Consider the following 22,187-nt stretch of genomic DNA (forward strand, 5'->3'; position numbering starts at 1 on the left):
AAGCTCTGAGACGATGAACCTCAATCAACGCTCCGCCGGTGTGCTCTTGCACATCACTTCGCTGCCTGGCCCGCATGGCATGGGTGACTTCGGGCCCGAGGCCTTTCACTTTGTCGATTGGCTGGCCTCGGCCGGTCAAAAGATCTGGCAATTGCTGCCGACCACGCCCATCGGCCCCGGCGACAGCCCTTATCAAGGCGTCTCGGCCTTCGCGGGCAGCCAGTGGATGGTGGCCCTGGAGCCTTTGATCGCAAAGGGTTGGCTGGCCGCGCCGAGCGCCGCTGATTTGGCTGGCTTTGACGCCAAGCAGGTGAACTACGGCCAGGTCTTGCCCTGGCGGGAAAAGCAGCTGCGCGCAGCGGCGGCAGGCTTCTTCGCAAAGGCCAGCGTGGCCGATCAAGAGGCTTTTGCCGCCTGGTGCGCGGATCAGGCCAGCTGGCTGGATGACTACGCCTTGTTCATGGCGATCCGCTCGCCGCTTGGCGGCCAAGCCTGGTGGACCTGGGCGCCAGCCCTGGCTCGCCGTGAGCCTGCCGCCCTGGCGCAAGCGCGTGTGACGCATGCCGAGGAATATCGCTTCTGGCAGTTTGTGCAATGGCAGTTCGATGTGCAAAGCGCGGCCCTGAAGGCTTACGCCAATAGCAAGGGCGTGGCGCTGATGGGCGATTTGCCGATCTTTGTGGCGCATGACAGCGCGGATTGCTGGAGCCGGCCGGACCTGTATGAGCTGGACGATCAGTTCCAGACCGCGGTGGTCGCCGGAGTGCCGCCGGATGCGATGTCGGTGGCCGGCCAGCGCTGGGGTAACCCCTTATACAACTGGGCCCGCATGGCGGGTGAGAACTATGCGTGGTGGACGGCGCGGGTCAAGCGCGCATTGAGCCAGGCCGATGTGTTCCGCATCGACCATTTCCGTGGCTTTGCCGGCTACTTTGAGATTCCCGGCAGCAGCCCGGATGCACGCCAGGGCCAATGGCGCACCGGCCCCGGCAAGGCCTTGTTTGACGCGATTGAGAAGGCCTTGGGTCAATTGCCCATCGTGGCCGAAGACCTGGGCTTCATCACCGACGATGTGCATGCGCTGCGCGATGGCTGCGGCTTCCCGGGCATGAAGATTTTGCAATTCGCCTTCGGTGTGGACGGCGCGCAAGTGGCGCAGGGTGCGGTGGCCGACCATGAGTTCCTGCCGCATATGTGGCCGCGCAACTGTGTCGCTTACACCGGCACTCATGACAACGACACGGTGCGCGGCTGGTGGGACAGCGCCTCGCCGCAAGAGCGCTCTTTCGCGGGCTCTTACTTGGCTTGCGGCGCGCACGATGTGCACTGGGCCATGATCCGCGCTTGCTGCAACTCGGTGGCGAATATGGCGGTGTTCCCGCTGCAAGACGTCCTGGGCTTGGGCAGTGCTCACCGCATGAATGTGCCGGGGGTGTTGGGCGGCAACTGGGGCTGGCGTTTCAGCTGGGACATGGTGGGCGCTGAGCCGACTCGGGTGCTGGCCTTGATCACCGCCGCGAGCGGGAGAGCCCCAATGGCGATGATGCAATTGCCGCGCTGAATTTGGCGAGTACATAATCCGCGCAGTTTTGTAGCCAAGGGCGATGCCGGTGTTGGCCGGCGTCGCCCTTTTTTCTTGCCCGATCTGAAGCGCGATGAACACCACCGAGATTTTCTTGATTGCCATGCTGCTCATCCTCAGCGTGCCGTATCTGATTTGGCGACTGTGCCGTACCGACTACTTCGCGCCCTTGGTGGTGGTGCAAATCATTACTGGCATCTTGTTGGGCCCAGGCGTCTTGGGGGCGGCGTTTCCGAGCTATTACGAGTTCGTCTTCAATCCGTCCGTGATCCAGTGCCTGAATGGCATTGCCTGGTGGGCGGTGATGCTGTTTGTCTGGATTGCCGGCATTGAACTTGATCTGAAGGCCGCCTGGCAGCACCGGCGTGAGAGCGGGATCACTGCTGGCCTGGCCTTGGGCATGCCCTTGGTCTTGGGCTGTGGCGCCGCGATGGTGATGCTGAGCTCCTCGCAAGGCGGCGGCTGGATGGGGCCCAAGGCCTTGACCTGGCAGTTTGTGTTGGGCGTGGGCATGTCTTGCGCGGTGACGGCCTTGCCGATCTTGATCCTGTTGATGGAAAAGCTCGACATCTTGCGTCGGCCGCTGGGTCAGCGGGTGCTGCGTTATGCCAGCGTGGACGATGTGGCGATCTGGGGCGTCTTGGCGCTGATCTTGATGGATTGGCACCGGGTGGGGCGCCAAGCGGCTTTCATCCTCGCCTTTGTGGTGGTGGGCGTCTTGTTCCGCCGCTTGATGCAGCGCCTGTCACAGAGCGACCGTTGGTTTGTGGGCCTGATCTGGTTGACGGCCTGCGCATTCGGGGCCGATTGGTCGGGCCTGCATTACATGGTGGGCGCCTTCCTGGCGGGCGCCATCATCGATGCCGATTGGTTTGAACAAAAGCAACTCGACAGCCTGCGCCATCAAGTCTTGCTGGTCATCATGCCGGTGTTTTTCCTCAGTACCGGTCTTCGCACGCAGTGGAATGTGGGCGGTGCGGCGGTTTTCATTGCAGCTGCCTGGCTGTTGCTGGCCTCGGTGGCCGGCAAGCTGATCGGCGTGCATATGGCGGGCCGGATCCTGGGTTGGCAAAAAGGCGAGGCCAGCCTGATCGGTTGGCTGCTGCAGACCAAGGCTCTGATCATGATCATCTTTGCCAATATCTTGCTGGACAAGCAGATCATCACCAACGAAACCTTCACCGCGCTCTTGTTGATGGCGGTGGTCAGCACCATGCTGACCACGCCCATCGTGAAGCCGATGCTGCGCCGCATGGGCGATCTGCTGGGGCGCAGCGCCTGAGGTGATGGTGCAGGGTGTGAGCTTTAGGGTTTGAACAGCCAGAGCACGCCCTGTTCAAACTCACTGGCCCAGAAAGCCTCGTTGTGGCTGGCGCCGGGCGTCACCTTGATCGAAAGGTTGTTGGCCGGGTGGCCGGCTTTCAAAAGGCTTGCGTGCACGGTCTGCATGTTGTCCACCATATCGCGGCCTTCTTGGTCGCCCGACAGCAGGTAAAGCCGCGCATCGGGCGCCGCCGGGTGCTGGGCAAAGTAGTCGAGCGCGCTGCGCTGGCCGATCCAGTAAGACGGTGAAATAACGCCAGCGCGGCCGAAGACGCCAGGGTATTGGGTGATGGCGTAGTGCGAGATCAGGCCGCCCATGGAGCTGCCCATGATGGCGGTGTTGCTCGGCTCGGGCAGGCTGCGGTAGTCGCGGTCGATGGTGGGCTTGATCACCTTGACGATGAAGTTCAGATAGGCCTGGGCTTCGGACTTGCCAAACTTCGGGTTGTCCCAAGGGTTGAGCTCGCTCATGCGCTTGTCTTGGCCGTTATCAATGCCGACCACGATCAGCTCCAGCTTGCCGGCGCGAGCCAAGGCATTCAGGGTCTCGTCCACCTTCCATTCGCCAGCGTAGGCGGTGGCGTCGTCAAAGAGGTTTTGGCCGTCGTGCATGTACAGCACCGGATAGCGCTTGCTAGAGCTGGCATAGCCCGGCGGTAGGTAAAGGCGCACTTGGCGAAGCCGTGCTAGGCCCGGAATCTCCAGCAACTGCGGCAGCACCGAGACATTGGCTTGTGCGCTGCTGGGGCGCTGCTCGGTCGGCCGGGCTGCTTCAGCGCTGGGGGTCTTGCTGCAGGCGCTGAATGTCAACGTCAGCGTCAAAGTGAGCAGCAAAGCCAGGGTGCGACTTATCCAGGAAACTTGGGGCATGGGCTTCATGGCAAGACCTCGTAGACCTGGACCGATCGTGCGCTCACGGTGATGCGGGCTTGGCCGTTCGCATCGGCGCTTGTTCCTGGTTTTCCCTTTGATTGGGGTGGCGGCTTGGGGAATGCGGCCTTGAGTTGCGCGCGCCTGGGCAAGGCCGGGATCGTCATCAATTGCTCGGTCTCGCCGTAGTTGATCAAGACCACGTTGTGCGCTTTGGCATTCAAGCGGCGCTGAAAACTCAGCGTTTGTCCTTGAACCTGTGGGTGGAGATAGGCTCCAGTTGCAATGGCGGGAAGGCTGTTCCGCAGCTTCAGCATGGCTTTGTAGAAATTCAGGATCGAGCCCGAGTCGCGCTGCTGTGCCTGGGCGTTATGGCTTGCAGCATTGGGGGAGATCGGGCGATAGGCTTCGGCCTTGGGTGTAAAGCCAGAAAGCTCAGGGGTCCAAGACATCGGCGCGCGCAACGGCTCGTCGCCGGGCAGGCCTTTGACGCCGGCCATGCCGATTTCTTCGCCGTAGTAGATGAAGGGCGTGCCGGGCAACAACAGATAGGTGGCGGCGGCCAGCTTGTAGCGAGTCTCGTCGCCGGCCAGTTGGTCCCAGATCCGCTCGCCGGCAAAGATGTCGTGGTTGGCCAGCATGGTGGCCATGCTGGGCGGCGCCGTCACGAAGTAGTCGGCCACTTGTTGGATGGCGGCAGCCTCGCCCTTGGCGGCCTTCAGTATCTGTTGCTCCAGGCCAAAGGCAAAGGCACTGCCGCAGACCTCGGGCGCGGCATAGGCTTTGGGTTCGGCGGTGGCTTCGCAGACCGTGTAGCGCTGCGGGTAGCTTTTGATCAGGTCTTGAAAATCCTTGGTCAGGCGGCGGCTCTCGGGCTGATCGTTCCAGTTCACCGCATCGTTCTCGATCATGTGCGGCACCGCGTCGAGCCGAAAGCCGTCGAGCCCGCGATTTAGCCAATAGCGCAAGCTGCTGCGGTGGTAGTCCACCACATCGGGCTTGCGCAGATTGAAGTCCGGCATATGCGGACCGAAGGTGGCGAAGTAATGGCTGGAGTTGTTTTCGGCGCCAGGGTACCAAGGGTTCTTGCCCCAGATGTCCCAGCCGCTGGGGGCCGGGTCTTGCCAGACAAACCAGTCGCGGTAGGGGCTGCTCTTGCCCTGCAAAGCCGACTGGAACAGCGGGTGTTGCGAGGCGCTGTGGTTGAGGATGTAGTCGATGATGATGCCGATGCCGCGCCGGTGGGCTTGCCGAATCAACTCGTCAAAATCGGCCAAGCTGCCGTATTGCGGCTCAATCGTTCGAAAGTCGGTGGTGGCATAACCATGATCACGGTCGGCGCTGGCGGTGATGGGCATCAACCAGATGCCTGTGATGCCCAAGTCCTTCAAGTAGTCCAGTCTTTGGATCAGGCCGCGCAAGTCGCCGATACCGTCGCCATCGCTGTCCTGATAGCCGCGTACAAAGATCTCCATGAAGGCGCCGTGCAGCCAGTGGTCGCGCAAGGTGCTGCTTGCTTTCTTTTGCGATTCGATATGACGCAGGTCTGGTGCTGCTAGGGCGGCATCGGCGCCAGCCAAACCGGTCCAGAGCGCCAGACAGAGAGCAAGGCGCGCTAAGCCTGATTGTTGGGGTTTGCAGAGTAATGTGTGTAGCAAAATTACGCTCTCTGGATGGGTTTCTCGCTTGAGCATAGGTTAATGCAGTTGATTATGGAATACCTGCAAACCATTTGCGTGTAGTTTTGCTACTATCTTCGCGTCGAATAGGAGAAGCTGGATGATGCGGTTGAAGCAGGTTTGCAAGCGAGTCAAAGGGCCATTGCATCGCTTGCCGTGCCTTGTGCGGGTGTTGCTGCTGCTCGGGGCGCAGGCCGGTTTTTCGCTTTGCGCCGCAGCGCAAGAAAGAGCGCCGACGCCGGCTGCGGTGCAGCCCGCATCGAAGAGCTTGGAGGCCTCGCGTGAGGACTGTGATCGTCCCGAGCCTCAGCGGCTCTTGCATGCGGCCGCCATGCAAGGCGCAAGCGCCGTGGATGCGCGGGCCTACTGGTTGAGCAGTCGTTTGATTCAGTGGCCGCAAGCTGCGGGCGCTACGCAGCCGGCCGATGTGCATTACAAGCTCTATTACTCCGCCCGCGGGGACTTGCTGTATCGGCCGGGGCTGGCCATCGCCTCAGCCGATCAAGAGGTGACGCTGCAGCGGTCCGATGCGGCCTTGCCGGCCGCGGTGCAGGCGCGCTTCAAGTTCATTGCAGACGGCCCGCGACTGCAGGTGCCCGAGGCACAGGCCGCGCAGTTGGGGCATTGGTTGCAGGGACAGGTCTTGCTCGTCAAGGAAGACGCCTCTGGGCGTGTCTTGGACGCCACCGCCTTACAGACGCCCGGTGCTTTGGATGATTTGTACGCCGCGGCGCAGGGTGAGTCCGAGCTGGGTGTTGCCTTGCTCAGCGCGCCGCGTAAGCGGCCCAAGGCGGCCAAGCTGACCCAATTCAAACTTTGGGCGCCGACGGCCCAGGCCGTCTCGCTGTGTCGTTATGCCAATGGGCATAGCCGCTCTGTGGCGCCGGCCCAGGCGCTGAGTCGCGACGATGCCAGCGGCGTTTGGCGTTTGGGCATGGCGGAGGATTTGAGCGGGCAGTACTACAGCTATTTGGTCGATGTGTGGGTGCCGGGCGTCGGTGTGGTGCGCAACCGTGTGACCGATCCCTATTCGCTCAGCTTGACGACCGATTCCAAGCGCAGCTATGTGGCCGATCTGAACGCGGCGCCCTTGAAGCCGGCGGGTTGGGACCGAAGCCCTCGACCCGATCGCGTTCGGGCGCAGACCGATATGGTCATTTATGAGTTGCATGTGCGTGACTTCTCCATCAATGACGCCTCGGTCAGTGCGCCCCATCGCGGCAAGTACCTGGCCTTCACCGAGCCGCAATCGCAGGGCATGCGGCATCTGCGCGCTTTGTCATCGGCCGGCTTGACGGACGTTCACCTCCTGCCCATCTTTGATTTGGCTTCGGTACCCGAGGCCGCCTGTGTGTCGCCCACGGTGCCCGCTGCCGCGGCCGACAGCGAGCATCAGCAAGCCGCGGTAACGGCGGTGGCGGCTCTTGACTGCTTCAACTGGGGCTACGACCCCTTCCATTACAACGCCCCCGAGGGCAGCTATGCCAGCGATGCCGGTGACGGCGCGCGCCGTATTTTGGAGTTGCGCCAGATGGTGCAAGCGCTGCACCGTGAAGGGCTACGGGTCGGCATGGATGTGGTCTACAACCACACGGCCGCAGCCGGTCAGCATCCGCAGTCGGTGCTGGATCGCATCGTGCCGGGCTATTACCAGCGTCTGGACGCCAAGGGCAGGATTGAGCGCTCCACCTGCTGCGACAACACCGCCACCGAGCACGCCATGATGGCTAAGCTGATGATCGACTCGGTGGCCTTGTGGGCGCGCGAGTACCGGCTTGATTCCTTTCGCTTCGACCTGATGGCGCATCAGCCGCGCGCGGTGATGGAGGCTTTGCAACAGCGCGTCAATGCGGCGGCGGGGCGGCCGGTGCAGTTGATCGGCGAGGGCTGGAATTTTGGCGAGGTGGCCAACGGCGCGCGTTTTCTCCAGGCTTCGCAGCTGTCGCTGAACGGATCCGGCATAGGCACTTTCAGTGACCGGGGGCGCGATGCCGCGCGCGGCGGTAGCGCTGGCGACAGCGGTGACGCGATCATTCAAAACCAGGGCTGGTTGAACGGCTTGGTCTATGCGCCGAATGCGCTGGCGCCCCAGCGTCCGATGTCTGATTTGATGCAGGCGGCTGATTTGATTCGCGTTGGCTTGGCTGGTTCGTTGCGGGACTACCGCATGCAAACTTGGCGCGGTGAGCAGCGCCGCTTGGCCGAGATCGCCTATGGCGATCAGCCGGCCGGCTATGTCTCGCAGCCCGGCGAGGTGGTCAATTATGTGGAGAACCACGACAACCAAACCTTGTTTGACAGCCATGCGCTGAAGTTGCCGCGGGACACCTCGCGCCATGATCGCGCCCGGGTGCAGCTGCTGGGCGCGGCCTTGACCGCATTCAGCCAAGGAGTGGCCTACTTTCATGCCGGCCAGGATGTGTTGCGCTCCAAGTCCTTGGACCGCAACAGTTACGACTCGGGAGATTGGTTCAACCGGCTCGACTGGAGCTACCAAGACAATCACTTTGGCAGCGGCTTGCCGCCCAAGATCGACAACGGCGAGATGTACCCGCGCCTGCGCGAGTTCTTGGCCGACCCGTCCATCAAGCCTGGCCCGGCCGACATCGCCTGGAGCCGGGATGCGTTTCGTGATGTGTTGAAAATCCGCGCCAGCTCCACCTTGTTCAGGCTGCGCAGCGCCGCCGAGGTGCAAAAGCGGCTGCACTTCCTGAACACCGGCCCGAACCAAAACCCAGTGCTGGTGGCCGGCTTGTTGGAGGGGGCGGATCTGCCTGGGGCGGGATTCAAGCGCCTGCTCTATGTGATCAATGTGGCGCCCAGCGCGCAGGCGCTGCAGTTGCCGCAGGACTTGGGGCCTGACTGGGCTTTGCACCCGGTGCATCTGGCTCCCGAGGCGGCCGACAAGCGCCCGGCGCAGGAGGCGCGATGGGACCGAAACAGCCTGCTTTTGCGCGTGCCGGCGCGTACGGCCTTGGTGCTGGTCCAGCCCTAAGTTCTGGCCGCACGGTTTCGTGTGATGAACGGTGGGAATAGGGTGGCCAAACGCATGGCGCCGAAAGGTGGCCCGCAGTAGGATCAGATGCAGGTCAAGCCCGCGCTGCATGGTGCATTCGGTGCAGCCCGGTGTTTGTTGCTCATGTCCCTGACTGTTGTTCACCGCAAGGAGTTGCCATGAAATCTTGGTGCACCTCGCTGATCGGTGTGTTGCTGAGCCTGTTGCTGTTCGGCTGTGCTTCCGGGCCCCCAGGCCTTGTGGCGAAGCCGGTTCAGCTCTTCCATGACGAGCTGTTCAAACCGCTCGCTGCTCCGATCGATCCGGCGCGGGTTTTTGCCCTCAGCCCGGCGATGGAGGAGTATCTGGATTTCGACATTGCCCGCGCCTCGCGAGGCAAGGGCTCGCGCCAGGGGCTGCTGGACGCGCTTTACAACAAGAGTCTGCTGCAGCTGGAGTACGACGACAGCATGACGCGCGACGCTGCGCAGGCCTTCGCCGAGCGACGCGGCAATTGCCTCTCGCTGGTCATCATGACGGGGGCGTTTGCCAAGCGCCTGGGCTTGCCGGTGCGCTACCAGAGCGTCTATGTCGAAGAGGTCTGGAGCCGCAACTCGGACATGTATTTCTTGTCCGGCCATGTCAATCTCAGCTTGGGGCGGCGCGTTGCCGACACCAATTTCACGACCTTGGGCAGTGAGATGTTGACGGTCGACTTCATGCCGCCGGAGCGCGGCAAGATGCAGCACACGCGCGAGATCAGTGAAGAGGCGGTGATGGCCCTGTTCATGAACAACCGCGCTGCCGAGAGTTTGAAAGAAGGGCAGGTGGACGAGGCCTATTGGTGGGCTCGCGAGGCCTTGTCGGTGGACCCCAAACAGCTGGCGGCCTACAACACGCTGGCCGTCATCTATCGCCGCAAGGGGCACCCCAACTTGGGCGAGCCGGCGCTGCGCCATGTCTTGCACGAGGAACCGGCCAACACGCAGGCGATGTCGAATTTGGTCTTGGTGATGGGGGATTTGGGGCGGCCCCAAGAGGCGCAAGCCTATGCCAAGCGACTGGCTGAGTTGCAGCCCTATCCGCCCTACAAATACTTCAATCTGGGCATTGAGGCGATGAAGGTGGCCGACTACGCCAAGGCCCGCGAACTGTTTGGCAAAGAGATCGAGCGCTCAGCCTATTTCCATGAGTTCCATTTTTGGTCGGCGCTGGCCAACTACGGCCTGGGCGATTGGGTGGCGGCGCGGCAGCAAATGGCGTTGGCGATGGAGAACAGCACCACCGCGCGGGACCGCGAGCGCTACAGCTCCAAGCTGGATTTACTCAAGCTCAAGCGCAAGCCTTTTCCTTGAGGCTTTCCTTGAGTCTTACCGTGAGCCATTCCTGAGTCGGGCCGCCGGGGTCGCTGGCCGAATCGACTTAGCCCAGTGGAGCCAGGCCATGCCGGGCGCGTGCACGGGCGCAGGCCTCGTCACCAATGCCCATCGGCGCACGCAGGCCAAACTCACGGCAGGGTGCCGGTCGCCATTCATAGATGCCGCAACCGGCCTTGACACCAACTTGGCCCACCAGGGCGGCGCAGCGTGGCTGCGCATGGTCGGTGCCGCGCATGCGGGCCAGGCTGTCGGTCAGCTCAACCGTCAGCCCGTCGGGGACGCAGCCGCCTTCGCTCAGCAATTCTTGGCGCGCGAAGTCGACCCTAAAGCTGGCGCAGCAGGCGCCACAGCGCACACAGGGGTTGTCGGCTTCACTCATCTGGGTGGCCTTCAGGTATTGCGGCTGGCTTCGCGTACCACGGTCACGCTGCAGACCGACTGGGTCACCACTTGAGCCGAGACGCTGCCCAAATAGCGCCGCAGGGTGGACGCGCCGCGGGCGCCCATGACGATGTGATCGGCGCCGTTCTTGCCTGCGAATTCGATGATGGCGTCGGCCGCGTCGGGGGCCTCCAGCACATGAAAAGTCAGACGGCCGTCCTCCAGATTCAGCGCTCGGCTGATCGGTCGGGCCCAATGGCGCAGCGCGATCAGTTGCTTGACGTGCACGCTCTTGCCTTCCTTGTCGGTCAACTCATCCATGCCAATGCGGTTGGTTTTCATCACGCTGACGCAGGCCAGTCGCGCGCCCGGTTCGGTCTGCACGATGCGGCGCACCGTCTCGCGCAATTGTTCGAGCAGGGCCGGGGTGGCGTGTTGGATGTCCACCGCTGCCATGATGATGGGGCTGCGCGCCACTTGTTCGGTGGCGGTGGCCTGTGCCACCGGTTCGGTGCCAAGGGCAAAGAACCAGCGCTTCAAGGTTCGCAGGCTGCCGCTGGTGCTGACTTTTTGCGCCCTGGCGGTCAGAGCCACGCCTTCGGGGTGCTGCAGATCCAGCGCCAGTTGCGCCGCGCTTTGGTAGCGGCGCTCGGGCTTGACCTCCAGGCAATGCAGCACGATCTCTTGGAACCAGGGCGGCAAGTCTGCATCGATGGCGCGCGGCGGCACCGGTTCGACATACAAACGCCGGCGCAACCCGCGCACCGAAGAGGGCTGGCCAAAGGGGCGTTCACCGGTGGCCAGGTGATAAAGCATCACGCCGAGCGCAAACAGATCGCTGCGCGGGTCGTTGCGCACAAACTGCACCTGCTCGGGTGACATATAGGGCCCGGTGCCCATCGGCAGCGAGAACTCCTCTTCCAGCAGATCGGGCAGGTGGTCGTGTCTGGAAAGTCCGAAGTCGACCAGCACGGCGGTGCCGTCGGGCCGGAACATGATGTTGCTGGGCTTGATGTCCAGATGGACCACATGTTGGCGGTGTAGGTCCTGCAAGGCGGTGGCCACCTTGATGCCGATGTCGATGACCTCATCCAGCGGCAACGGCGCCTCATCCAGGCGCGGGCGCAGCGAATGGCCTTCGATACGCTCCATCACGATATAGGCCTGCCTTGTCCAGTCGCCACGGGCCACAAACTTTGGGACATGCGGGCCATTCAGGGCCGGCATCAGCATCTGCTCGACCTCGAAACCGACGATGGTGGCAGGGTCTTCGCCGCCCTTGATGCGCGGCACCTTCATGATCAAAGGGTGGTTCTCGCCCTCGATTGGTTCGAGTCGGGTGACCCGCCACAGATTGGCCATGCCACCCTGGTGCATGCGCTCCTCAAGCTGGAAGCCATCCAGCACCAGACCCGGCTCCAGGCTGGCGATCGGGGATGGCAGGGTACTGGCAGGTCCGGCGTCCGTGTGGGGCATGGGCAAATTCCTGATCGGAAGTAAAGGCAAGCTCAGGGGGCAAGACCTGGCACCATTGATCCTACTCGCCCTTCAGCAGGCGCAGGGCTAGGCGCTCTGGCAGGCCTGCCGCGCGAATACTGGCCGCCGCCGCTTCGACGTCGTAGGGCACGCGCTGAAAGCTCAGCTCGGCGCTCACGCTGTCAAAAATGGCGTAGCAGGCGGCGGGGTTGCCGTCACGCGGTTGGCCGCAGGAGCCAGGTATGGTCAGCCACTGGCGGTTGGGCAGCAAGGGAATCGTCACGCCGGGTGCCGGCGTGAATTCTCCGGCCTTGCCCGTGCCCGAGAGGTGGTAGAGCATCGGCTCATGCATATGGCCGCAAAAGGTAAAACGGGCCTCGGTGGCATGCAGGCTGCGCATCGCTTCGATACGGCCTTGGATGTACTCCCAGCCGCTCGGGTCAAAGGCATTGGCATGCACGAATAGGCGGTCTTCGCGGCTGACGGTGAGCGGCAACTGGGCCAGAAAGCTCAGGTGCGCCGAGCTCAGGCGTGCATGGGTCCATTCGACCGCCGCGCGGGCATCCTCTCGCATCGTCGGGGCCACCCCCTTGGCCACGGCAGCATCGTGGTTGCCCAGCACGGCCACCGCGCCGGCGGCCACCAAGGCCATCACCTTGTCCAGCACCCAGGCCGGGTCGCCGCCATAGCCGACAAAGTCGCCCAGCAGTGCGTAGTCGGTAACGCCGTGAGCCTGAGCATGCTCAAGCACGGCGGAGAAAGCTTGAGCGTTGGCGTGCAGATCGGTGATGAGGGCAATTTTCATGGCAGGCGGAGCATGCCATGTTTGCCTGACGTCGGGCTGATGCCGGCGTCAGGCGCTTCCCCATCTTCCCTCAGGGATTTCCTTAGGGGCGTTCGGCTCAATCAGACGCTGCGAGCGTGCATGCGCTTGTTGCGAGCCACCAGGCCCAGCAGACCTAGGCCGGCCAGCAGCAGGGCGTAGCTCTCGGGTTCAGGCACCGGGGCGTTGATCGACAGGGCGACGAACTGGGTGAACTGGTTGCCGCCGAAATTGTTGTCCGACACCAGCATCAGCGTTTGCTTGCCGTCCACCACGGGGCCCAGGGTGATGCCTTCGATATTGTCCAGCGCCAAGGTGGAACCGTCATCGTTCTTCAGCGTCGACAGGTCCAGCAGCAATTCCTTGCTCATGGCGGTGAAGTTCTGGCCCTGCAGCGAGTCCAGGCTTGACACATCGGTGGCTTGGCGGGCATCGGCGTAATACAGGCGGATGGTGTTGCCGGTGGGCTTGCCATCGGTAGTAGCGGCCACGCCTGGTGTGGCGGCGCCAACGCCAAATGAGCGCTCGATGGCGATGAACTGGCGGTCGCCGACGGCGATCAGGTCGGTCAAGCCATTGGTGGCAAATTGGCCGGGCACCGGCGGCAGCACCACGGGAGCGACTTGGTATACATACTCGGCGCCGGACTTGCCGGTATTCAAATCAAAAGAGAGCAGGCGCGAGTTGCTGCCGTTGTTGACGGTGGCGGGCAGATCGTCCTGGCTCAGCGCGTTCTCGGTGGCGGTCCACAAGGTCTTGCCGTCTTGCGACAAGGTCAGGCTCTCAAAGGCCAGGTTGTTGTAGATGCCGCGGTCACCGGCGCTCAGCCCACCGTTCGAGCCGGCCGGCTTGAAGCGGTCGGGTACGCTGAATTCACCGGCATAGCTGCCGTTCAGGTTCATGCTGCGCACGGTCGGGTCTTGGAAACCGGCGGCTGCGCGCTGACCTTCGTTGGTCCAGTAGATCCGGTTGCGAGCGGCATCAAGGCGCAGGCTCTCTGGGTCGACCTGATTGGTGCCGAAGGCGCTGCCATCGGCCTTCAGGATGGTGGTCACAGCATTGAAGCTGACGCCTGCACTGTTGGCGGTGGCGCTGCGCTGGAACTTGCTGATGTCCAGGCTCAACTCATAAAAGCGAGCGGGGTTCAGCGCGCTGCGGTCATCGCTGATGGCCAGGTAACGACCGGTGGCCGCGTTGTAGTCGATGCCCGAGAGGCCGCCGACGGTGGTGCCGGCATAGCTGCGGCCGGTTTCGACGATTTGCTGGCCGAGGTAGCTGAGCGAGATGGTTTCAGCTTGGGCAGCGCCGAGGCTGAGCAGGGCAGAGGTGAGGGCGATGAGTTTGTTCATGGCGTGAGGTCTGGGTGTCAATCTCAGGCCCGGAATGGGCTTGATATGACACTCAGCCTAACGGCGCAAAGTGACAGACTGTGTTTGCGCTTTTGCGGGCAAGTGATCCGTTTGGATCGGTGCTTGCGTGCCCTAGCTGTTCAGCCGATGCGGCCGAGCAAAAGGTACTCCATGAGTGCCTTTTGAACATGCATGCGATTGTGGTCTTGGCCGCGCCTTTAGGCGCTTCACTTTGCGGGGCAAAGTGAGCCAAGCCCAAACAGAATGCGCCCTTGCGGGCTCGTCTCGGCCTTCAGCCGATCCGCCCGAGCAGAAGGTACTCCATGAGTGCCTTCTGCACGTGCATTCTGTTTTCAGCCTCATCCCAGACGACGGATTGGGGGCCGTCGATGACTTCGGCGCTGACCTCTTCACCACGGTGGGCGGGCAGGCAGTGCATGAAGAGTGCATCGGGCTTGGCCACGCCCATCATCTCGGCATCGACGCACCAATCGGCAAAAGCCTCGCGGCGTTTGTCGTTCTCGGCCTCGTAGCCCATGCTGGTCCAGACATCGGTGGTCACCAGGTCGGCGTCGCGGCAGGCGTCCAAGGGGTTCTTGAAGACCTTGTAGCAGTCACTGTTCTGGATACCGGCCACGGCTGGATCGATCTCGTAGCCGCTCGGCGTGCTGACATGCACGGTGAAGCCCAGGATCTCGGCCGCTTGCAGCCAGGTGTTGGCCATATTGTTGCCGTCGCCGACCCAGGCCACCACGCGGCCCTTCAGGCAGTCCACATCAACGATGCCGCGCTGGTTCATGCCGCGCGCTTCGATGAAGGTGAATAAGTCGGCCAAGATCTGGCAGGGGTGGTACTCGTTGGTCAGGCCGTTGATGACCGGCACGCGCGAGTGCGCGGCAAAGCGCTCGAGCTTGGTGTGCTCGAAGGTGCGGATCATCACCAAGTCAACCATACGGCTGATGACGCGAGCGCTGTCCTCGATCGGCTCGGCGCGGCCCAACTGGCTGTCGCCGGTGGTCAGGTGCACCACCGAACCGCCCATCTGGTACATGCCGGCCTCAAAGCTGACCCGAGTCCGGGTGCTGGCTTTTTCGAAAATCATGGCCAGTGAGCGATCGGCCAGTGGCTGGTAGCGCTCGTAGTTCTTGAAGCGGCGCTTGATGATGGCGGCGCGTTCGAACAGATGCGCGTACTCCTCGGCGCGGAAGTCTTTGAATTGCAGGTAATGGCGCATCAGGCCCGCTCCGGGCTTCATGCTTGAGGCTCCGACAAGAAGGCCTTGATCAGCGGGCACAAGATGGCGGCAATCTGAGCAGCCTCGTCGCTGCTGAGAATCAGCGCCGGCACCAGGCGAACCACCCGGTCGGCCGTCACGCTGATCATCAAACCGGCCTCGGCCGCCTTCAGCAGCAAGGCGCCGCAGGGGCGATCCAACTCAATGCCCAGCATCAGGCCCTGGCCGCGCACTTCCACGACGCCAGCCACACCGGCCAAGCCGGCCTGCAGGGCGGTCTTCAATTCAGCGCCGACCTTCTCGGCATTCGCCAGCAGGCCATCCTCGGTCATGATCTTCAGCGTCTCAACGCCGGCGCGCATGGCCAGCGGGTTGCCGCCGAAGGTGGTGCCGTGGTTGCCGGGCTGCATGACCTTGGCGGCACGCGGGCCGCAAACCACAGCACCGATCGGAACGCCCGAGCCCAGGCCCTTGGCCAGGGGCATCACATCGGGTTGAATGCCGGCCCACTGGTGCGCGAACCATTTGCCGGTGCGGCCGATGCCGCATTGCACCTCATCCAGCATCAGCAGGATGTCGTGCTCGTCGCAAACCTGGCGCAAGGCTTGCAGGAATTCGATCCGCGCCGGGTTGACGCCGCCTTCGCCCTGGATGGTTTCCAGGAACACGGCGGTGATGTTCGGATGCTCGGCCAAGGCGGCGCGCACGGCCTCGATATTGTTCAAGGGCACGCGCACAAAGCCGGGCACCAGCGGGCCGAAGCCCGCATGGATCTTTGGGTTTGCGGTGGCCGACAGGGTGGCGATCGAACGGCCGTGGAAGGCGCCTTCAAACACCATCACCTCGGGCTTGTGGTTGCCGCGGTCATGGCCAAACTTGCGGGCAATCTTCAGCGCCGCTTCATTCGCCTCCAGGCCGCTATTGCAGAAGAAAGCATTGGTCAGACCGGATAACTCACAAAGCCGGCTGGCCAATTCCTCTTGCAGCGGCACATGGTAGTAATTGCTGGTGTGAATCAGCTTGGCCACTTGTTCCTGCAGCGCCGGCACCAGGCGCGGGTGTGCGTGGCCCAGGGTGTTGACCGCAATGCCGCCCAGTCCGTCGAGATATCGTCGGCCCTTGACGTCCCAGACCCAGCAACCTTGGCCATGCGACAGCGCGATCGGCAGGCGGCCATAGGTTTGCATCACATGCGGTTCGGACGGCAAATCAGACGGAACTACGGGGGCGTTCATCAACTCTCCATATCGAGCGGGGTGGAAAAACCGGTGCGTCGGCCCCTGTTGACCGGGGCCGGATGTGTCGGCGCATTCTAAGGGGCGAGAACCCTGCTGCTTCTGACAGGGGGCTGACGCGTGCGAATGTCCTGTCTTGGTAACTGAGCGGCGCTGCGGCGCTGCTCAAGCAAGGCACAATACGGCCTGTCCAAAACCGTTGTTCTTGCCTCCAATCTGCCCAGCCAAGGTCAGAATTGGGCCTGCAAGGACGTGAGTCATCTTCCCTCAGCATGAGTCAGCCTCCAACCAAACCGCGTGAAGTTTTCATCCAAGGTGTCACGTTGGCTGGCCGTACTTTTCGCCCCAGTGACTGGGCCGAACGTTTGGCGGGGGCCATGTCTTGCTTCCGCCCCGGCGGCACGCGTGGAGGCATTGGCGCCTATATCGGTTATTCGCCCTTGTGTGTGCCCCGTGTCATCAACGGGATCAAGTGCGTGATCGTCAACGAAGAGCTGAAAAAGCTTGAGCCGATGGCCTGGGACTTTGTGATGAACTTCGCCCGCGACAACGAGTTGCAGGTGGCCGAAGCTTGTTTGCTGCCGGACCCAGCTTCGGGTAACAAGCCCGCGGCTTGATCAGGCGGCTCGGTCCCGGCGCGCGCGCAGCAGCGCCAGCAGTTCAACCATGCCCACGAACAAACCGCCTGCCATCGCCAAACGCGAGCGCAGCGTGGGTTTGAATTGCAGGTGTGTGTTGCTTGACATGGTGTTGTGGGCGAGCGGTTTTTGCTGAGCTTATTGCTTGCCTGTGACGAAGAGATGTCAGAGGCGCAAGCGCCTAAGTTCTCAAGTCCCCCGGTAACTCAGTGCTCACGGTAGTTCGCCCCTTGCATCTGCGGCTATGCTCGCGCCCTTGGGAGAATGGGCGTCGACGGCCACAACAAGGGGCGAGAGGTGGAGCAAGTGCCGGCCATGGCCGAATACGCAGAGCTTGAGCGTTTGCTGGAGGAAGGGTCGCCCTTTTTGCAGCGCCAACAGCTGTGCGAAATACGCGTCGCCGATCAACGTCTGCCGGTGCACGCGTTTTCTATGGGTAACGCCGATCCTGCCGTGCCCGCGGTAGGATTTTTTGGCGGCGTCCACGGGCTTGAGCGCATCGGTGCCGAGTTGGTGGTTGCTTTTCTGGCCAGTCTGGTGTCTCGGCTGCGTTGGGACAGCAGTCTGCATCAGATGTTGGCGTCGGTGCGTCTTGTCTTTGTGCCCATGGTCAACCCGGGAGGCTTATGGTTAGGGACCCGCGCTAACCCGCAGGGGGTGGATTTGATGCGCAACGCGCCGGTCGATGCCGGGGCGGCGGCCCCGCCTTTTTTAGGTGGGCAAAGATTCAGCCCCAAACTGCCTTGGTACCGCGGTGCGGCGGATGCCCCAATGGAGTTGGAAAGTCTGGCCTTGGTTGATTTTGTGGAGCGAGAATTGCTGAGTCATGCGCACTCGATTTCGGTCGATTGCCATTCGGGCTTTGGCTTGGCCGATCGAATTTGGTTTCCGTTTGCGCACACGGCCAAGCCGATTGCGCATCTGGCCGAAATGCATGCGCTGTGCCAAATCCTCGACCAAACCCATGCGCAGCACCGTTATGTGTTCGAGCCGCAAAGCCGCCAATACCTGACGCATGGCGATCTGTGGGATCACCTCTATCAGCGGGCTTGCGCGCGCGGAGCTTGCATGCTGCTGCCTTTGACCTTGGAGATGGGGTCTTGGATTTGGGTTAAGAAAAACCCGCGCCAATTGTTTTCACGGCGAGGCATGTTCAACCCCTTGATCGAGCATAGGCAGCAGCGCGTGTTGCGCCGCCATATGGCTTGGTTGGACTTTGTGATGCGGGCGGCGGCCGGTATGCAGCGCTGGCTGCCGACGCAGGCGCAGCGTGCCTGGCATGAGGAGAGGGCCTTGAATCGTTGGTATCGACACGGGGTGCTCGCGGCATGACGGCGCCTGCGACCTGGGTCTTGTTGCGCGGGCTTGCGCGAGAGAGTGGCCATTGGGGCGTGTTTCCTGAGCATTTGCGGGCGCAAATCGAATCGGAGCAAGGCGGCGTGCGCTTATTGATGCTGGACTTGCCGGGCAATGGCTTGCTGCATGCCGAGGCCAGCCCCGTGCACGTCTCGGGCATGGTGGAGTCGTGTAGGGAGCGTTTGCTCAAGATGGGTGTGACCGGCCCGGTGCATCTTTTGGCCATGTCCTTGGGTGCCATGGTGGCCAGTGACTGGGTGGCGCGCTATCCGCAGGAGGTCAGTGCGGCGGTCTTGATCAATACCAGCTTGCGCCCCTTCAGTCCGTTTTACCGCCGCTTGCGGCCGCTCAATTACCTGAAATTCCTGCTGCTGAGTCTGTCGAACTTGAGTCGGCGTCAGCGCGAGGCGAAGGTGCTGCGCATGACCACCAATTTGCAGGCCCGCCCCGAGGAGGTCTTGGACCATTGGGTGGCGCTGCAGGCGGTGCATCCGGTGAGCTTGCTTAATACTGCGCGTCAGTTGCGGGCGGCGGCGCGTTTCAAGGTCGGCGTGCTCAGGCCCAAAGCGCCGGTGCTGCTCTTGTGCAGCAAGGCCGATCACTTGGTGGATTGGCGTTGCTCGCAGGCCATCAGCCGGGCTTGGGGTGCGCCCTTGCGGTTGCATCTCAAGGCTGGGCACGACCTGCCTTTGGATGATCCGGCCTGGGTGGCTCAGGCGGTGGGTGACTGGCTGCGGATGCGCACTATGCAGGGCCTGGCCAGCGGTAAGTGGCATTGAGCCGCGCCTGTTGCTGCAAGCCACAAATTGGCGCAGAAACAAAAAAGCCCGCTTTGCAGCGGGCTTCATCTTTGCACCAGAACTGGTATTTAGGCGGCCAGGGCCTTGATTTTTGCCGACAGGCGGCTCTTGTGGCGAGCGGCCTTGTTCTTGTGGAAGATGCCCTTGTCAGCGACCGAGTCGATGACGACTTGAGCAGTCTTGAACAACTCAGCTGCCTTGGCCTTGTCGCCGGTCAGGACAGCTTTTTGCACGTTCTTGATGACCGTGCGGAATTTGGAGCGCAAAGCCGTGTTGGCTGCGTTCAGTTTGATGTCCTGGCGAGCGCGCTTGAGGCCCGATGCCGAACGGACGGTCTTCTTAACTTTTGAAGAGGATGCCATGCTGTGATTCTACCCAGTTGGTGCAAAGACCGCGAGTATAGCACTTAAATCTTGATGATTCAAATTGCTTGCGCGGTTCGAATGCATTGCTGTAATGCACTGCCATGATAATGCGCCCCCTGCGCTTTGATCAATCCACGCCTATCTCCGCCAGACTTGCTCTGGTTCAACTTGTCCAAGCTGCCAACCTCCCCCATGAATCTGCTTCGTGCTGCGTCCTTCATTTCGATACTGACCTTGGCATCGCGCATTACAGGGTTGATGCGCGAGCAAATGCAAGCCGGTCTGTTCGGTGCTGGTGCCATGTCGGATGCCTTTTTGGTGGCATTCCGCATCCCCAATATGTTGCGGCGCTTGTTCGCCGAGGGTGCGTTTTCTCAGGCCTTTGTGCCGGTGCTGGCGGCGACGCATGCTAAGGACGGCGAACAGGCCACGCATGATCTGATCGATGCGGTGGGCACCGTTCTCCTGTGGGCCTTGTTATTGACCTGCGTGATCGGCGTGGTCGGGGCCCCGGTCTTGGTCTGGTTGCTCGGCTCGGGCATGCCGGGGGAGGGGCGGGACGCGGCCGTGGTGATGACGCGTTGGATGTTTCCCTATATCGGCTGCATGTCGATGGTGGCCTTGTCTGCCGGCATTTTGAATACATGGAAGCGTTTTTTGGTACCGGCCGCAACACCGGTCTTGTTGAATATGTCGGTGCTTGCCGCCGGTTGGTGGCTCACGCCCTATATGGAGCGCTGGGGCTACCCGGGCATTTATGCCATGGCGCTGGGCGTGATGCTGGGGGGATTGCTGCAATTGGCGATTCAGATTCCCGTCTTGCGCCGTATCGGCGTCAAGCCGCGCTTGGGTTTCACGCCGGCGCGGCTGCGTGAGTCGGCGGCGCATCCTGGCGTCGGGCGTGTGCTCAAGCAAATGGGGCCGGCTTTGCTGGGCGTCGGTGTGGCGCAGTTGTCCTTGTTGATCAATACGCAGATTTCCAGTCACATTGCCGTCGGGGCGACATCGTGGTTGAACTACGCCGACCGCTTGATGGAATTCCCGATGGCCCTGCTCGGTGTGGCCTTGGGCGCGGTGTTGACGCCGCAGTTGTCTGCGGCCCAGGCCAAGGGTGACCAGGCACAGTACTCGGACATGCTGGACTGGGGGCTGCGCATGGTGCTGTTGTTTGGCCTGCCTTGCGCTGCGGCACTGCTGCTGTTTGCCGACCCATTGGTGGCCGTGCTCTATCACCGCAAGGCCTTCATGGCCTCGGATGTGCTGCAGACCGGGCGGGCCGTCATGGGCTGGGGCGTTGGCTTGCTTGGGCTGTTGGCGGTCAAGGTGTTGGCGCCGGGTTTTTATGCGCGCCAAGAAACCCGCACGCCAGTGCGTATCGCCATTGCGGTGCTGGGTTTAACGCAGCTCCTGAATTTGCTGTTTGTGCCTCTGGTGGGGGTGGCGGGCTTGGCCCTGTCGATTGGGGTTGGCGCGCTCGTCAATGCGTTTTGGCTGATGCGTGGTTTGCGCAAACTGGGGAGCTACACGCCTTCGCCCGGCTGGGCAAGCTTCAGTCTGAAGGTTGTGCTGGCCAGTGCGGCCTTGGGTGCTCTGCTTCAGCAGCTCGCCTGGCGCATTGACTGGATCGCGCTGGGGGCGACCGAAGTTCAGCGCGCCTTGGCGATGGCAGCCAGCCTGGGGGCGGCGGCCTTGCTGTATTTTTCGCTGTTGGCGGTGATGGGCTTGCGGCTGCGTCAGTTCATCAGACGGGTTTGATGTTTGAGCGCTTGTTGCCACCCTAAACTTCAGCCATGAGCCATTCCTTGCGTCTGCAACTGCCCACGCCACTTGAGTATTTTTCGAGCTTGGTGGCGGAGGATGCGGGCCTGAATCTGCTCGAGGCGGCAGCGTCGATTGCTCAAGATGAGTTTCCGGCCCTGGACGTACAGTCGGTTTTGGCCGAGCTCGATGGCTTGGCGCAGCGTTTGCGTCAGCGGCTGCCGGCTGATGCGTCGGCGCGCCATAAATTGCAGGCCCTGCTGCGGTTTCTGTATCAGGAACTGGGTTTCGAGGGCAATCTCAACAACTATTACGAGCGCGGTAACAGCTTTGTTCACCATGTGTTGGCGACTCGCCGCGGCATTCCCATCACCCTGGCCGTTATTTTTCTTGAACTGGCCGCGCAACTGGGCCTGCGCGCCCAGGGCGTGGCGTTTCCCGGGCATTTCTTGGTCAAGCTGGCGATGGGCAATGCGGAGGTGGTACTCGATCCTTTGACCGGCGACTCACTGTCGCGCACTCGGTTGGACGAGTATTTGCAGGGCTTTCGCCAGAGCGCGGGACTCGAGGGCGAGGTGGACTTGCCGGTGGAGTTGTTTTTGCATGCGGCAACGCCGCGCGATGTGTTGGCCCGAATGTTGCGCAATTTGAAGGAAATTCACCGTGCGGCGGCGGATTGGCCGCGGCTATTGGCGGTGCAGCAGCGCTTGGTGGTGCTGTTGCCTGGAGACGCCGGTGAGCGGCGCGATCGCGGCTTGGTGCTTGAATCCTTGGAACACTGGCGGGCCGCGGCCGATGACTTGGCGTTTTATCTTGAGCAAGCGCCCGAGGCGGCCGATGCGCGGGCCTTGCGGCTGCGCGTGTCGGCCTTGCGTGAGCGTGGTGCGCCGCCGCTGCATTGAAAGCCCTGGTGATGTTGCCCACTAGAATCGCGCCCGCTGTGG

19 protein-coding genes are annotated in these 22,187 nt (G+C 62.3%); 9 read left to right on the forward strand and 10 right to left on the reverse strand.

The genetic code is table 11. The features are described from left to right. The first annotated feature begins 13 nt into the window (after positions 1–13). Positions 14–1,561: a 4-alpha-glucanotransferase gene (gene malQ / locus WG899_RS20405; RefSeq protein ID WP_339597501.1), complete on the forward strand. Its 1,548-nt coding sequence runs from the start codon at positions 14–16 to the stop codon at positions 1,559–1,561. 94 nt (positions 1,562–1,655) lie between these two features. Further along, a complete protein-coding gene (locus tag WG899_RS20410; RefSeq protein WP_339597502.1) occupies positions 1,656–2,864 on the forward strand; it encodes a cation:proton antiporter in 1,209 nt (402 codons plus the stop codon). Positions 2,865–2,887: 23 nt separating this feature from the next. Here WG899_RS20410 and WG899_RS20415 read toward each other — a convergent pair whose 3' ends face one another. Both WG899_RS20415 and WG899_RS20420 read right to left on the reverse strand, forming a co-directional pair. Next, a complete protein-coding gene (locus WG899_RS20415; protein ID WP_339597503.1) occupies positions 2,888–3,775 on the reverse strand; it encodes an alpha/beta hydrolase in 888 nt (295 codons plus the stop codon). 5 nt (positions 3,776–3,780) lie between these two features. Continuing rightward, positions 3,781–5,280 (reverse strand): alpha-amylase family glycosyl hydrolase, encoded by a 1,500-nt coding sequence (locus WG899_RS20420; RefSeq protein ID WP_339597504.1) that lies wholly within the window; start codon positions 5,278–5,280, stop codon positions 3,781–3,783. A 325-nt stretch (positions 5,281–5,605) separates the two neighbouring features. Between WG899_RS20420 and WG899_RS20425 the strand changes: the two genes are divergently transcribed. Beyond that, a complete protein-coding gene (locus tag WG899_RS20425; RefSeq protein ID WP_339597505.1) occupies positions 5,606–8,449 on the forward strand; it encodes an alpha-1,6-glucosidase domain-containing protein in 2,844 nt (947 codons plus the stop codon). Positions 8,450–8,628: 179 nt separating this feature from the next. Next, positions 8,629–9,804, forward strand: coding sequence for a tetratricopeptide repeat protein (locus tag WG899_RS20430; RefSeq protein WP_339597506.1), 1,176 nt, complete (start codon positions 8,629–8,631; stop codon positions 9,802–9,804). Positions 9,805–9,871: 67 nt separating this feature from the next. Here WG899_RS20430 and WG899_RS20435 read toward each other — a convergent pair whose 3' ends face one another. From WG899_RS20435 to WG899_RS20460, 6 genes are all read right to left on the reverse strand, one after another. Further along, positions 9,872–10,207 (reverse strand): YkgJ family cysteine cluster protein, encoded by a 336-nt coding sequence (locus WG899_RS20435; RefSeq protein ID WP_339597507.1) that lies wholly within the window; start codon positions 10,205–10,207, stop codon positions 9,872–9,874. An 11-nt stretch (positions 10,208–10,218) separates the two neighbouring features. Continuing rightward, positions 10,219–11,685 carry a protein kinase domain-containing protein gene (locus WG899_RS20440; RefSeq protein ID WP_339597508.1) on the reverse strand — a complete coding sequence of 489 codons (1,467 nt, stop codon included), beginning with the start codon at positions 11,683–11,685 and terminating at the stop codon, positions 10,219–10,221. 61 nt (positions 11,686–11,746) lie between these two features. Then, a complete protein-coding gene (locus WG899_RS20445; RefSeq protein WP_339597509.1) occupies positions 11,747–12,490 on the reverse strand; it encodes a metallophosphoesterase family protein in 744 nt (247 codons plus the stop codon). Positions 12,491–12,591: 101 nt separating this feature from the next. Beyond that, the gene (locus tag WG899_RS20450; RefSeq protein ID WP_339597510.1) at positions 12,592–13,857 is read right to left on the reverse strand and encodes an esterase-like activity of phytase family protein; all 1,266 of its coding nucleotides are present in this window, start codon (positions 13,855–13,857) and stop codon (positions 12,592–12,594) included. Positions 13,858–14,149: 292 nt separating this feature from the next. Next, positions 14,150–15,112 carry an ornithine carbamoyltransferase gene (gene argF / locus WG899_RS20455; protein ID WP_339597511.1) on the reverse strand — a complete coding sequence of 321 codons (963 nt, stop codon included), beginning with the start codon at positions 15,110–15,112 and terminating at the stop codon, positions 14,150–14,152. Further along, the gene (locus WG899_RS20460; protein ID WP_339597512.1) at positions 15,109–16,326 is read right to left on the reverse strand and encodes an aspartate aminotransferase family protein; all 1,218 of its coding nucleotides are present in this window, start codon (positions 16,324–16,326) and stop codon (positions 15,109–15,111) included. The genes argF and WG899_RS20460 overlap by 4 nt, the downstream gene beginning before the upstream one ends. 272 nt (positions 16,327–16,598) lie before the next feature. On the opposite strand from WG899_RS20460, the gene WG899_RS20465 reads away from it, so the two are divergent. Beyond that, complete coding sequence (locus WG899_RS20465; RefSeq protein WP_339597513.1) at positions 16,599–16,943, forward strand: DUF3579 domain-containing protein; 345 nt, start codon at positions 16,599–16,601, stop codon at positions 16,941–16,943. On the opposite strand, the gene WG899_RS20470 is transcribed toward WG899_RS20465, so the two are convergent. Next, entirely contained in the window at positions 16,944–17,072 is a 129-nt protein-coding gene (locus WG899_RS20470) for a hypothetical protein (protein ID WP_339597514.1), read from the reverse strand. 207 nt (positions 17,073–17,279) lie between these two features. Between WG899_RS20470 and WG899_RS20475 the strand changes: the two genes are divergently transcribed. Then, positions 17,280–18,296 carry a M14 family zinc carboxypeptidase gene (locus tag WG899_RS20475; RefSeq protein ID WP_339597515.1) on the forward strand — a complete coding sequence of 339 codons (1,017 nt, stop codon included), beginning with the start codon at positions 17,280–17,282 and terminating at the stop codon, positions 18,294–18,296. Beyond that, positions 18,293–19,099 carry an alpha/beta fold hydrolase gene (locus tag WG899_RS20480; protein ID WP_339597516.1) on the forward strand — a complete coding sequence of 269 codons (807 nt, stop codon included), beginning with the start codon at positions 18,293–18,295 and terminating at the stop codon, positions 19,097–19,099. Before WG899_RS20475 ends, WG899_RS20480 begins: the two co-directional genes overlap by 4 nt. An 89-nt stretch (positions 19,100–19,188) precedes the next feature. On the opposite strand, the gene rpsT is transcribed toward WG899_RS20480, so the two are convergent. Next, a complete protein-coding gene (gene rpsT / locus WG899_RS20485) occupies positions 19,189–19,482 on the reverse strand; it encodes a 30S ribosomal protein S20 (protein ID WP_339597517.1) in 294 nt (97 codons plus the stop codon). Between the two features lie 195 nt (positions 19,483–19,677). On the opposite strand from rpsT, the gene murJ reads away from it, so the two are divergent. Beyond that, complete coding sequence (murJ, locus tag WG899_RS20490) at positions 19,678–21,240, forward strand: murein biosynthesis integral membrane protein MurJ (RefSeq protein ID WP_339597518.1); 1,563 nt, start codon at positions 19,678–19,680, stop codon at positions 21,238–21,240. Between the two features lie 35 nt (positions 21,241–21,275). Beyond that, complete coding sequence (locus WG899_RS20495; protein WP_339597519.1) at positions 21,276–22,145, forward strand: SirB1 family protein; 870 nt, start codon at positions 21,276–21,278, stop codon at positions 22,143–22,145. Positions 22,146–22,187 lie beyond the last annotated feature (42 nt).

Origin of the sequence: Paucibacter hankyongi (genome assembly GCF_037482915.1) — a bacterium.
Taxonomy (GTDB): Bacteria; Pseudomonadota; Gammaproteobacteria; order Burkholderiales; family Burkholderiaceae_C; genus Paucibacter_A; species Paucibacter_A hankyongi.